General features: G+C 67.1%; 14 protein-coding genes. 9 read left to right on the top strand and 5 right to left on the bottom strand.

Translation table 11 applies throughout. From position 1 onward, the window contains the following. The first annotated feature begins 250 nt into the window (after positions 1-250). The 5 genes from BLA15945_RS04170 to BLA15945_RS04150 are packed head-to-tail and all read left to right on the top strand — an operon-like array spanning position 251 to position 5,165. A complete protein-coding gene (locus BLA15945_RS04170) occupies positions 251-1,000 on the top strand; it encodes a class I SAM-dependent methyltransferase (RefSeq protein WP_174991551.1) in 750 nt (249 codons plus the stop codon). After that, positions 1,001-1,996, top strand: coding sequence for a phosphotransferase enzyme family protein (locus BLA15945_RS04165; RefSeq protein WP_174991550.1), 996 nt, complete (start codon positions 1,001-1,003; stop codon positions 1,994-1,996). Positions 1,997-2,009: 13 nt separating this feature from the next. Further along, complete coding sequence (locus BLA15945_RS04160) at positions 2,010-2,888, top strand: 4Fe-4S cluster-binding domain-containing protein (RefSeq protein ID WP_174991590.1); 879 nt, start codon at positions 2,010-2,012, stop codon at positions 2,886-2,888. Beyond that, on the top strand, positions 2,885-3,952 hold the full coding sequence (locus tag BLA15945_RS04155; protein WP_174991549.1) for an asparagine synthase-related protein: 1,068 nt from the start codon (positions 2,885-2,887) through the stop codon (positions 3,950-3,952). The genes BLA15945_RS04160 and BLA15945_RS04155 overlap by 4 nt, the downstream gene beginning before the upstream one ends. A 7-nt stretch (positions 3,953-3,959) precedes the next feature. Next, complete coding sequence (locus BLA15945_RS04150; RefSeq protein ID WP_174991548.1) at positions 3,960-5,165, top strand: glycosyltransferase; 1,206 nt, start codon at positions 3,960-3,962, stop codon at positions 5,163-5,165. Here BLA15945_RS04150 and BLA15945_RS04145 read toward each other — a convergent pair. Further along, on the bottom strand, positions 5,122-5,811 hold the full coding sequence (locus BLA15945_RS04145; RefSeq protein ID WP_174991547.1) for a cephalosporin hydroxylase family protein: 690 nt from the start codon (positions 5,809-5,811) through the stop codon (positions 5,122-5,124). The two genes, BLA15945_RS04150 and BLA15945_RS04145, sit on opposite strands and share 44 nt — an antisense overlap. A gap of 25 nt (positions 5,812-5,836) precedes the next feature. Between BLA15945_RS04145 and BLA15945_RS04140 the strand changes: the two genes are divergently transcribed. Continuing rightward, positions 5,837-6,802 (top strand): phosphotransferase, encoded by a 966-nt coding sequence (locus tag BLA15945_RS04140; protein WP_233464117.1) that lies wholly within the window; start codon positions 5,837-5,839, stop codon positions 6,800-6,802. A 12-nt stretch (positions 6,803-6,814) separates the two neighbouring features. On the opposite strand, the gene BLA15945_RS04135 is transcribed toward BLA15945_RS04140, so the two are convergent. After that, a complete protein-coding gene (locus BLA15945_RS04135) occupies positions 6,815-7,390 on the bottom strand; it encodes a polysaccharide deacetylase family protein (RefSeq protein ID WP_174991589.1) in 576 nt (191 codons plus the stop codon). 186 nt (positions 7,391-7,576) lie between these two features. Beyond that, on the bottom strand, positions 7,577-8,260 hold the full coding sequence (locus tag BLA15945_RS04130; protein ID WP_174991545.1) for a hypothetical protein: 684 nt from the start codon (positions 8,258-8,260) through the stop codon (positions 7,577-7,579). Between BLA15945_RS04130 and BLA15945_RS04125 the strand changes: the two genes are divergently transcribed. Then, positions 8,237-8,446 carry a hypothetical protein gene (locus BLA15945_RS04125; RefSeq protein ID WP_174991544.1) on the top strand — a complete coding sequence of 70 codons (210 nt, stop codon included), beginning with the start codon at positions 8,237-8,239 and terminating at the stop codon, positions 8,444-8,446. The two genes, BLA15945_RS04130 and BLA15945_RS04125, sit on opposite strands and share 24 nt — an antisense overlap. 304 nt (positions 8,447-8,750) lie before the next feature. Here the strand turns inward: BLA15945_RS04125 and BLA15945_RS04120 are convergent, their stop codons facing one another. Beyond that, positions 8,751-9,299, bottom strand: a complete 549-nt coding sequence (locus tag BLA15945_RS04120; RefSeq protein ID WP_174991543.1) for a hypothetical protein — start codon at positions 9,297-9,299, stop codon at positions 8,751-8,753. Positions 9,300-9,531: 232 nt separating this feature from the next. On the opposite strand from BLA15945_RS04120, the gene BLA15945_RS04115 reads away from it, so the two are divergent. Further along, positions 9,532-10,014, top strand: coding sequence for a DUF2501 domain-containing protein (locus BLA15945_RS04115; protein WP_174991542.1), 483 nt, complete (start codon positions 9,532-9,534; stop codon positions 10,012-10,014). A gap of 160 nt (positions 10,015-10,174) precedes the next feature. On the opposite strand, the gene BLA15945_RS04110 is transcribed toward BLA15945_RS04115, so the two are convergent. Then, positions 10,175-10,540, bottom strand: a complete 366-nt coding sequence (locus BLA15945_RS04110) for a hypothetical protein (RefSeq protein ID WP_059234078.1) — start codon at positions 10,538-10,540, stop codon at positions 10,175-10,177. Positions 10,541-10,807: 267 nt separating this feature from the next. On the opposite strand from BLA15945_RS04110, the gene BLA15945_RS04105 reads away from it, so the two are divergent. Then, positions 10,808-12,244, top strand: a complete 1,437-nt coding sequence (locus BLA15945_RS04105; RefSeq protein WP_059234079.1) for an aldehyde dehydrogenase family protein — start codon at positions 10,808-10,810, stop codon at positions 12,242-12,244. Positions 12,245-12,294: the final 50 nt, after the last annotated feature.

Raw genomic sequence — 12,294 nt, 5'->3', positions numbered from 1 at the left:
CGAAGTCCAGTGGCATCTTCTGGTCGTGCGTCCGGGCCAGGCAGTACCACTAGCCGGATCCACGGAGCGAATTGCCTGAAAGACACCAGGCCCGCATCGACAGCAATGTCGATGCGGGCTTTTTCATTTCCGCTTGCAGCGATGCCCGCCCGCATCGCGCATTCCCGTTTCCTCTGCTCAATCGACTTCGGGTAAATTACCCACCGAACGCCAATCATCATTCCCCATTTCGACCCGGAGCCGCTCCTCAATGCCGGACCATCCTCTCCCGCTCGACCTGTCCGGCCTTGCGCAAAGCCTGTATGCGCAGGGCACCGAGGAAAGCATCCTGTCGCGCCTGATGGAGCGGATCGTGCCGACCAACCGCTTCTGCGTCGATATCGGCGCGAGTGACGGGCTGCGCAACAGCAACACCGCGCGGCTGCTGCGCGAGCAGGATTGGGCCGGCGTGCTGGTGGAAGGCAGCGCATACCGGTTCGGCAAGCTTGCCGCGCACTACGCAGGCGCGGAGCGCGTGCGCCTGCACCACGGCCGCATCCAGCCCGACACGGTCGATCAACTGCTCGCCGATGCGAATACGCCGCTCGACTTCGACCTGCTGTCGATCGATATCGACGGCAACGACTACTGGGTCTGGCGCGGCCTGCAGGCGTTCAAGCCGCGCATCGTCGTGATCGAGTACAACCCGTACTACACGCCGCCCGAGCGCTGGGTCATGTGCTTCAATCCGGACCACGAATGGGACGGCTCGACCTATTACGGCGCGAGCCTCGAATCGCTCGTTCGTCTCGCCCGGCAGAAGGGTTACGAACTCGTCTGCTGCGACGACATGGGCAACAACGCGTTCTTCGTGCGACAGGACCTGTATCCGCTGCTCGGCATCGCGAACAACGATCCTTCGGTGCTGTTCCGGCCTGCGATGTACAAGCTGCGCTATGTCGGGCACAACACCTTCCTGACCGGTCATCCGTATCGGCACGGGCCGGCGGAGCATATCTGAATGGGCTCGCTCGCCGTCACCTTCGACGAGATTCGCGATGCCTATGCGCTTGGCCGCCGCGCCGCGCCGCGCCGGGTCAGCGAACGCGTGTGGCATCTGCCGAATGACGGAGGCGGTGGTGTGGCGGTCAAGCTCTACGCGTCCGAACACCATGCACGCGCGATCAAGGAGGCCGCCGTCCTGGCGCACCTTGAAACGCACGTCGACGCACGGTTCCACGTGCAGACGCTGAAGCGCACGACATCCGGCGAACCGCTTTGGACGGGGCAGGGTTCGCACGCGATGCTGACGCGCTGGGAAGCCGGGCAGTTCAGAACGTACGACACGTTTTCGCCGGCTGAATGGGATGCGCTCGGCGCCAGTCTGGCCGCGTTGCACCTGAGCCTCGAACAGCTGCATCTGCCGTCGCTCGACACGATCCGTGCGCGGTTGACTGCGATCGACGCAGATGAAGTACGCCGCAGCCTGCTCGACGTACTGAATCGCGCACGCTCGAACGACAGCGCCGCGAACCTGTACCACTACGTCGACCTCGCGCTGCGCATGCTCGACCGCTACTACCCCGGCAGTATCGAAAGGTTTCCCGCCGACGATCCGCAGCACCCGATCCACAACGACTACAACCAGTTCAACTATCTGTTCACGGGCACGCTGCCGCCGCTGATCCTCGATTGGGAAGCGTCGATCGGCGCACCGCGCGAATACGAACTGGTGCGGTGCCTGAATCATCTGCCGCTGGAAGCGCCGCAGCTGGCGGAAGCGTTCGTGCGCGGATACCAGGGAGTGCGTTCGGTGAATCCCGCCCGCATCGCATGGGCGGTCGATGCCGCGTGCCTGCAGCACGCGCTCAAGCTCTGGATCGTGCAAGGCTGGCTCGACGATCCGTCGCGCTTCGCGTCGCACCTGAATGGCGCGGTGACGATGGCGTCCGCGATGGCGGACGCGCGCGACCGTCTGGTCGATTTCTTTTCCCGTTGCGTCGAAGCAGGAACCTGAAGTGAGACCTGAAGTGAGTGCGAATCCGAACACGATCCCGAATCCGCCGCCGTCCGGCGAGCGGCAGCATGTCTTTCCGCCGCCGCTCGATCGCGACTACCGCGTCGAAAATGGCCGCATCCGGACACGCTCGCTGGAAGCGCATATCGTCGATCACTGCAACCTGACCTGCGCGGAATGCTGCTCGCTGTCGCCGTTGCTGCCCGAGTGGCACGCGAGCCCCGAATCGATCGAGGCCGATTTGCGCATGGCCGCGAAGGTATTGAGCCCGCGCATGTTCAAGCTGGTCGGTGGCGAACCGTTGCTGCATCCGGCTCTCGTCGAACTGATCGAACGCGTGCGCGCGACGGGCATCGCGCCGGTGATCTCCGTCACGACGAACGGGCTGAAGCTCGGCGAGATGCCGGACGCGTTCTGGCAGGCGGTGGATGCGCTGACGATCTCGCGCTATCCGAAGCCGGCGCTTTCGCCCGACCTGATCGCGTATGTCGAGCGCCAGGCCGCGCGTTTCGACGTGCGCCTGAACTGGAAGGTGCAGGACGTATTCACGACGATGAATCGGGCGCAGCCCGGCACGGACCACGATGAAGCGCAGCGCCTTTATCGCGATTGCTGGATCCGCGAGCGCTGCCATATGATTCGCGACGGCATGTTCTACACGTGCACGCGTCCCGCGCATTTCCATACGCTCTACAAGGGCGAGAAGGATTTCCAGGCCGACGGCCTGCCGCTGAGCGACGACGCGGGCCTGCTCGACGCGATGCTCGCGTATCTGCAACGCGAGACGCCGCTCGAAGCGTGCCTGCATTGCCAGGGCGGCAGCGCACCCGTCGCGCCGCATCGCATCCTGAAACGCATTGAAGTGGACACCTTGAAGGCTCGTTATCCATGATCGTCGGCACCCGCGACCCGTTCGGTTTCGATCGTCTGCACTACCATCCGCGCAGCGGCGCGTCGGCGTCCGGCATCCGTGCCGTGCTGCGTGCGTCGGGGCAACCGGCCGGTGCGCCGGACACGGCCGCCATCGCGGGCTACCTGAGCGGCGAGCGCCTCGTTGGCCGCACCGTGCTGCGCGACGTGTTCGCGGTGCCGCCCGGTCACGCGCTGATCCGTTCGCCGCAAGGCCTGACGGTGCAGCCGGCACCTGAACGGCCTCGGCACGCCGATCTGGACACCGTGCTGCACGCATCGCTGCAACGCGCGCTCGACAGCGGCAAGCGCGTCGCGCTGGCGCTGAGCGGCGGGCTCGATTCGGCGCTGCTGCTTGCGTTGCTGCGCGAACTCGGCGCACTGCCGCACGTGACGGCCTACATCCTTGCGACCGACATGCCCGATTACTGCGAACTCGACGCAGCGCTCGAACTCGCCACGCAGATGCAGGCGAACGTGAAGATCGTGCGTGCGAACGAGGCCGATTTCGTCGCGGCGCTGCCGAGAACGACCCACGCGGTCGAGGAGCCGATGTTCAACCTCCATCCGGTCGCGAAGCTGTTGCTGGCCGAGGCGATGGCGGCGGACGGCATCGAGGTCGCGATTACCGGCGACGGTGCGGATCAGGTGTTGCGCCGCGACCGGTCGGCCAACTATCTGCCGTTGTGTCATGCGCTGTTCGACGCAGCGTCGGTCGACCTGCATCCGCCGTTCGTCGATACGGCGGTCGTCGCGCATCTGACGAGCATCGCGCCCGACCCGAACAAGCAATGCCTGCGCGATCTCGGCGCGCGCCTGAACCTGCCGGACCGTCTCGTACACGGCCCCAAGCGCGGGCGGCTCGCACCGGCGATGGACCTCGCGTCGCTGCTCGATCGCGACCGCACGCAGGCGCTGGCCGACACGCTGGGCCTTGCCGTCCCCACGCTGCAGGCCGATACCGAACGCGTGCTGTGGACGACGCTGACACTGATCCTCGATCATCTCGCGCACCTTCACCTCGATGCCGCGCATCGACCGACCTGAACTGCTCATGAAACGCATCCTGTTCTGCGTGGTGCCCGAGAAGGGCCACGTCAATCCATGCATCGGCCCGGCCCAGCATCTGCGCGCGGCCGGCTGCGACGTCGCGTTCTACGCGCCGGCCGACATCAGCGCCCAGCTCGACGGCGCCGGCGATTTCGCGTTCGTCGGGCCGCGCGAAACGCCCGAACGCCACGACCTGTCGCGCGGCGCGAGCTTCGCCGCGAACATTCGCGATGCGGACTGGCTGCGGCACTGGATCCGCACGCTGCTGATCGATCTTGCCCCGTCGCAGGTGGACGGCATCCGCGCGGTGCTGCGCGACTGGCGGCCCGACGTGGTCGTGATCGATCCGTTGCTGTATGCGGCCGCGATTGCCGCCGAGCTGGAAGGGCTGCCGTGGGTATCGATGTCGAATTCGCTGAATCCGGTGCTGCCGGACGATCTCGATTCGGAACTGCTGCGCACGGTGCGATGGCTCGCGCCGGAACGCGCAAGCCTGTTCGCGCGCTACGGGCTCGATGCGCGCTTTCGCGGCTGTGACGTGCTGTCGCCGCACCTGACGCTCGCGTTCACGACCGATGCGCTGGTGGGTACGCCGCCGCCCGGTGTCGAACTGGTCGGCCCCGCGATGCCGTCGGGCCCGCGCGGCGACGAGACGGCGTTTCCGTGGGAACGTATCGACGCAGATCGCCCGCTCGTCTACATGTCGCTCGGCAGCCAGCTTTATTACCACCCGGATCTGTTCGCGAAGGTGATCGACGCGACGCGCGCGACGTCGGCGCAACTGGTGCTGTCGGTGGGCGAACTGGTCGATTCGGATCGGCTGCCGGCCGGCGACGCGCACGTGATCGCGGTGCGCTATGCGCCGCAACTGGCGCTGCTGCGGCGCACGCATGCATTCGTCAGCCACGGCGGCGCGAATTCGGTGATGGAGTCGCTCGCGTGCGGCGTGCCGATGCTGCTGTCGCCGTTCTGCAACGACCAGTTTCATTCGGCGCACTTCGTCGAGCGGGCCGGCGCGGGGTGCGTGCTCGACCTGCAGCAGGCGGGCGTCGCGGAGATCGCCGAGGCGCTCGAGCGCCTGTTGCGTCCCGGTTCGCTGCGCGAGCACGCGGCGCGGATCCGCGACAGCTACGCGCAAGACGGCTCGGCGCAGGCTGCCCGGCTGATCAGCGCACTCGCTTCAGGAAGCCGCCTGGCGACAGCGTCATGAGCACGCGGTCCTCGATGTCGTGGTCGATTTCGAACCGGTCGTCGCGGGAGAGAAACTCGTGTGCGGCCGTGGCCGGGTTGTTGCCGCGGCCATACGGCTTGCCGTCGAACATCGACTCGGGCAGGTACTCCATGATGGTATCCATCACGATCGCGTAGCTGCCGGGCGTCACGAGCGGTGCATAGCATTCGAGTTCGCGCAGCACGTGCGCATGCGTATGCGTGAGGTCGAGGATCGCCATCACGCGCGCGCCGTCGCCGATCTGCGCGCGCACCGATGCGAGCGTGTCGGCCGCGCACGATTCGCCTTCGATCAGCGTCATGCGATGGGCGAGCCGGTGCGCTTGCAGGCGCTGCCTGACTTCGTCGCGCAGGCGCGGCTCGATCGCGACGACGCGGCCATTGCCGCCCGCGAGTTCCAGCATCGACGCGGAGAACACGACACCGCCGCCCGCCGCGATGCCGGTCTGCACGATGCAGTCGGGGCGCTCGCGCCAGATCAGTTCCTGGAGCGCGAGCATGTCGCCCGGCAGGTGAAAGAAGCGCTCGCCGAGCCAGCGGGTCTGGAACAGATGATCGAATTCGGCCGCGCGGGTCAGCCAATCGATATTGATGTCCCGCATGCGGGCCGAAGGACGCTCTGACATGGTCAATGCAACGAGTAGGAGTGACGTGAAAACGCTGGAACCGTGGCTTCACCGGTACTGGAACATCGGGCCGGCGCGCATGCAGGCGCTGGCGTCGGGCCATACTAACAAAACGTACCTCGTCGAGTGCGATGCGGGGCGCACGGTGCTGCGCGTGTCGTGGTCCGGCAAGCCGGCCAGGCAGGTGGAGCGCGAGGCGTCGATACTCGGCGTTCTCGGCCGTTCGTGCAACGCGCAGATATTGCCGGTGTTGCCGCGTCTGCGGCCGACCGTCGATGCGCAATCCGGCGTGCAGCTTCCCGACGGAAGCTGGCTGCATCTGTTCGAGCATATCGACGGCAATCCCGGCCTGCCGCACGACGCGCACGCGGGGGCGATCGATGCGATGCGCACGCTGGCGCATCTGCATGCGGCGCTGGCGGCCGTACCCGCCAGCGAATCGGTGCCGCTGGCGTGGTTGTCGGCGCGTCATGCGCGCGTCGCGGCGCGGGCGATGCCGTCGTTGCCGGGCGATCCGCGCCGCGACTACGACACGGTGATCCGTCGAATCGGCATGCATCTCGACGCGGCGTCGCCGTGGCTGACGGGGCCGGTGCATTGGCTGCACGGCGACTATCACGCGGGCAACTTGCTGTATGTCGGCAACGCGGTGAACGGCGTGCTGGATTTCGACGATGTGGGGCAGGGTGCGCAATGGCTCGAGGCGGCCTTTGCGTTGTTCGCGCTGTCGCGCGATGCGGGCCGCGACGATCGTTTCGTATTCGACCGGCGGCGATGGGACGCCGGCCTGCACGCCTATGCGGCGACGCGGCCCGACGCTGCGCCGGACTGGATGCGCGACAACCACGACGCGCTGATGCTGCTGTTCTGCGCGGATCAGACGCTGATCCATCTCGAAGCAGCGCAGCGCGGCCTGTGGGTGCCGGGGCCCGGCATCGGATTCCTCGGCGGCTGGCGCCAGTTGCTGGACGCAGCGGTGCCCGCAAGCTAGCCGGTTGCCGCGTCAGCGCTGCCGGTTCAGGTACAGGCGCACGGCTTCGACCGTGTTCGGCCGCGCTGCGCCATGCCGCGATCCGTCGTGCATGCAGAACAGCACGTCGCGATGCTGCGCCAAGCTGGCATCGACATGCGCGCACATCGCGTCGCACAGCGCCTGCGGCGACGGCGCCGGCCGCTGCCAGTCATCCAGGATCGCGGTCCAGCCGGTGTGTTCGCGTTGCAGGCGCGCAAGGACGCCGGCGCGATGGTCGTCCGGCTGCAGCCCGTAAGGCAGGCGCAGCGGGATGTCGTCCGGCGCGGGCCTGCCGGCCCGGCGATACGCGTCGCGAATCAGCGCGTCGGTTGCTTCGATTTCTTCGATCAGTGCGCGATCCGCGAGTACGCCCGGCCTCGCGTGCGAATGCGTGTGATTGCCAAGCAGATGACCTTCGCGCGCCATTCTCGCTGCGACGTCGAGCGCCACCGCCAGGTGCTTGCCGAGCAGGAAGAAGGTTGCGGTGCACGAGGCAGCGTGCAGCACGTCGAGCAAGGCCGGCGTCGACGGGCCCGGGCCGTCGTCGAAACTGAGGCGGATGGACATCGCGTGTGGGGCGCGCCGTGTGAGTGAAACCCGAACGATAGCGCAATCCGGCGACGGGCTCTCCAGGCCACGACCATCGGCATGGCACTCGCGCATGCGCCCGTCACCGCGAGCAAGGCATTCGGACGAGCCGGCGGCCTGCATTCACACACGATGCGGTGTTGTTCCGCGCCGGCTCGACGCGCGTTACATCGTCGTGCAGCCGTCGGCTTTCTTGCGCGTCTTGTGATGCTTCGAACGGTTGCCGCGCTCGTCGGCGTATTCCGTCAGCATCGCGCGCAATTCGCCCATATAAACCGCCACATCGCGAGGATCCCGAATCCTTGACGCGACCCCGTCGTGGATCGCCTGCCAGTGCGATGCGTCGGTCACGCGGTAGCCCTTGCTCTTCAGCAGATGATGGACGGTGGATGCGTCGCGTTTGGCTTCCGAGGTATTCGGCTTATTCAGGTGGCGATCGATGGCGTTGACGACCAGGCGGAAGGTGTCGGCCGTGCCGACGGCGGGGCTGCCGGTCCGTTCGGGGGCGACCACCTCGCGGTTGAATGCCGGTATGTTCTCGTTGACGAGATCGATGCCGACGTGCGTCGACGACGTGCGGTTGTCCGATCGCTCCAGCTTGACGTCGAGCAGGGCGCCGACGCCTTCTTCGATATCGTCCTGGTGCGCACGTACCTTGATCGATTCGCCCTCGTAGTGGAAGCGGCCGGACAGGTGCTTGATCGCGGCGTCGAGTTCTGCGGCCGATTGCATTTCGATGTCGACGTCCTTCGGCTCCTTCGGCGCGCCGTGAAGGTGGCTGGCGAGGCTGCCGCCGAGCTTGGGTTTCAGGCCCGCGGAGTAGAGTTGATCCATCGCGAACTTGGCCACGAACGCCTTGTCCGCGAGCTTCGTGCCGTCGGCGTCGGCACGCAGCGCATCGAGTCCGGCGAGGGTGCGCGTATAGCCACGCTGTTCGATGGCCTGTCGCGTGCTCTGCGGGCGGTTCAGCGCTTCGAAGCGCTGATCGGCAAACGTCGCACGGCCACCCAGCTGGGCCTGTGTCGACAGGTTTGAATCGACGTCGGATTCGCTCGAACTCGAACTTGCGTTCGCGACCGATCCGCTGCCTGCTGCCCGTGTCGTCCGCATCGTGAGCTCCGTCAAAAACAAAGGACATGCGTGCAGGATAGGATGCGTCAGCGCGCGGAAACGGGGGCATGCGAACGAAGGCGCCGAAATACGAACGCGGCCGTGCCGGGCATGACACGGTCTTGGTTACGCGAAACCGCTTGCGTTCGAGCGTGGATCCGCTCGAACGTCGTCGGTGTCGCGCACCGCTGGGGGAATCGTCGTCGCATGCGCGTTGCGAACCGGCCGCCTATTCGACGGGGGCGATCGCCAGCGGGCAGGTGCCGGCCGGACGCAGCCGGGTGCCGGTCCATTCGTAGAAGAACCGGGCCGCCTTCGCGTTGCTGTCGTCGCAAGCGTCGTTGAAGCAGCCGGCGACGATCAGAAGCGTGCTGCCTGGACGGAAGTCGACGCGCTCGTCGTCGTTGCCCATCACCCCCGAGATGGCGGTCACGCCGGGCATCGTGTACGTCGCGCCCGTGTATTCGTCGACGATCGCGAAATTCCGGCAATCCGTTCCGCAACCCCAGATCGCCACGCGATAGTGACCGGCAAAATTGGCCGGTTGCGTGAATGCGTCGCGAATGACGGTGCGGTACAGGCGTGCTTCCTTGCCGGCGAGCCGGGGCGCCGCCGCCGGCTTGCGCGGCGCGCTGGCGGCGGGTGCCGGATAGCGGTCGAACGCAGGCGACGCGCATGCGGTCGCCGCTGCCGGGGGCGCCGCACCGGCGGCACCGGAGCCGGCGATCAGTGCGGCCGATGCACCGGCGATCAGCAGAAATCGATGGGCGGGCGCCACGCGAGCATCCTTCATGTTCGAGGTTGAGACGGGGCCGGAGCGGCCGAACGGCCGGCGACGACGATTCTATGACGCTTCGTGCGTGCCGGCGACACGGAATGGCGAGCAAGCGCGCGCATTCGATCGTTTCAGGCCGCCTGCGAAGGCTGTCATGCCCCGGTTGATTGAGTATCCTTGGATTCGATTCGCGGTAATTCGCCGTACTCACGCAGTCACAACCGGGAGGCTTCACATGAATGCACGTCTATACCGCGCGACCGTTGCCGGCGCGCTGATCGGATTGCTCGCACCGTTTTCGGTGGCCCATGCGCAGCTTGGCGATGTCCTGAAGCAGGTTGGCGGCGGCGGCGATTCGGGCGGCAGCGCGGGCGGGGCGCTCGGCAACCTCGGCGGCCTCGGCGGTGCGCTGACGGGCGGCGGCGGCGCGTCGCTGACGCCGGGCAGTACCGGCAACGTCGCGGGCCTGCTGCAGTTCTGCATCCAGAACAACTATCTCGGCGGCGCGTCCGGCGGTGGCGCAGCGTCGGTGAAGGACGCGCTGATGGGCAAGCTCGGCGGCAATGCGTCGTCGGACAGCGGCTATACGAGCGGTGCGAGCGGGATCCTCGACGCGGGCAACGGCGGCAAGCTCGACCTGAGCGGCGGTGGCCTGAAGCAGCAGGTGACCAAGCAGATCTGCGACAAGGTGCTGACACAGGCGAAGTCGCTGCTGTAAGCACCGCGGCACGCATCGCGCGTGCCGGCACACCGGGGGGCGGCGCGCGTGGACTGCCCCCGTCGGCCATTCGGGCCGTTACATCGGTATCAGCCGAAGCGGCATCGTGCCAAGCGATGCCGCGACCCGCGCGCACGCGGGGCCGTGGACGGCTCGATCCTCAATCGGCCAGCCGCTTGTCCGCGAGCGCCTTGCAGCAGTCTTCGTACACCCATTGCACGAGTTTCGCGCGATAGTCGAGATCGTCGGTATCGACGATTTCCTCGACTGCGTCGCGCGCCCACGACGCGTCGACGAACCCCGCATGCCGCTTCGCGATGTCCTGCGCGAGCGCTGCGAGCTTCGCGACCGCGAGCCAGTCGGCCTGACGGTGATGGCGGTCGAGCCAGCGGTGCGCGGCCTGAACCTGGAACGTGGCGTCCGGCCACGATTCGTTGAGGTAAAACGCGCCGAGATTGCCGCAGGTGAGCCAGCAAAGCAGCTCCAGGCGGTCTTGCGAGCCGAGGGTATGGGGTGCGTCGGACATGGCAGCGCTCACGAGATGCGTCGATTCCGGGCGGCGCCGGCCGCAATGGCCCGGTGCCGATAATAAAAACATAGCACGATGCGGGCCCGGCCGCGCACCCGGGCAGATGCTGACGCGGCGGCGGGACGCGAATGCCGTGCCGGCGCGCGCGACCGGCGGCGAAGCGGCGGCCCGACGGCGTCCGGGTCCTTTCGAAAGGCTGTCAATCGTCATACCGGGAAACCGAAACGCTCGCTAGAATGTCGGCTTCCCTGGAGGCGGAAAGCGATGAAAATCTACGACCAGTTCTACATCGACGGCGCATGGCGCAAACCGGCCGGCACCGGCACGATCGACGTGATCGACTCGGGCACCGAGGCCGTGATCGGGCGAATTCCCGAGGGCGTCGCATCCGACGCGCAGGACGCGATCCGTGCGGCGCGCGCAGCCTTCGACGCATGGGCCGCCACGCCGGCCGCGACGCGCGCGGGCTACCTGCGCAAGATCGTCGAGCATCTGCAGGCGCGCAGCGAGGAGCTTGCGCAATCGATCACCGGCGAAGTCGGGATGCCGATCAAGCTGTCGCGCGCGATCCAGGTCGGCGGCCCGATCTACAACTGGAAAGCGTACGCGAAACTCGCCGAATCGTTCGAATTCGAGGCACAGGTCGGCAACTCGCTCGTGGTGCGCGAGCCGGTCGGCGTCGTCGCGGCGATCACGCCGTGGAACTACCCGCTGAACCAGGTCACGCTGAAGGTCGCGCCGGCGCTCGCGGCCGGCTGCACGGTCGTCCTGAAGCCGTCCGAAGTCGCACCGCTCAACGCGTTCATGCTCGCCGAAGCGATACACGAAGCCGGGTTGCCGGCCGGCGTGTTCAACCTCGTGTGCGGGTACGGGCCGGTCGTCGGCGAAGTGCTGGCCACCGATCCGGACGTCGACATGGTGTCGTTCACGGGCTCGACGCGCGCGGGCAAGCGCGTGGCCGAACTGGCGGCCGCGGGCGTCAAGCGCGTCGCGCTGGAGCTGGGCGGCAAGTCGGCGTCGGTGATCCTCGACGACGCCGATTTCGCGACGGCGGTGAAGGGCACGGTCAACGCGTGCTACCTGAACGCGGGGCAGACCTGCTCCGCGCACACGCGCATGCTGGTGCCGGAAGCACGCTACGACGAAGCGCGCGAGATCGCGAAAGCGGCGGCCGAAACGTACGTCGCGGGCGATCCGCGGCAGGACGCAACCCGTCTCGGCGCACTCGCGTCGGCCGTCCAGCAGCAACGCGTGCAGGCGTACATCCAGCGCGGGATCGACGAAGGCGCGGAGCTCGTGACGGGCGGCACCGGTTTGCCGGAAGGACTCGCGAAGGGCTTCTTCGTGAAACCGACGGTGTTCGGCCGCGTCGATCCGAAATCGACGATCGCGCAGGAAGAAATCTTCGGGCCGGTGCTGTCGATCATCACGTATCGCGATGAAGACGAGGCCGTGCGCATCGCGAACGATTCGCCGTACGGGCTCGGCGGCGCGGTGTGGGCCGGCAGCGACGAACGCGCCATGGGCGTCGCGCGCCGCATCCGCACGGGGCAGGTCGACATCAATGGCGGCACGTGGAACGGCGCGGCGCCGTTCGGCGGCTACAAGCAGTCGGGGCATGGCCGCGAGAACGGCGTGTACGGGCTCGAAGAGTATCTCGAGTACAAGTCGATGCAACTGAAGCCGGCGAAGCCTGCCTGAACGCTTCCGACGGCATGAACCGGAAACGGCACGCTCGCGTGCCGTTTTTT

It is taken from the genome of Burkholderia arboris (assembly GCF_902499125.1).
Lineage (GTDB): Bacteria > Pseudomonadota > Gammaproteobacteria > Burkholderiales > Burkholderiaceae > Burkholderia > Burkholderia arboris.
The sequence above is the reverse complement of the archived record's forward strand: the minus strand, read 5'-3'. Positions and strand labels throughout refer to the sequence as shown.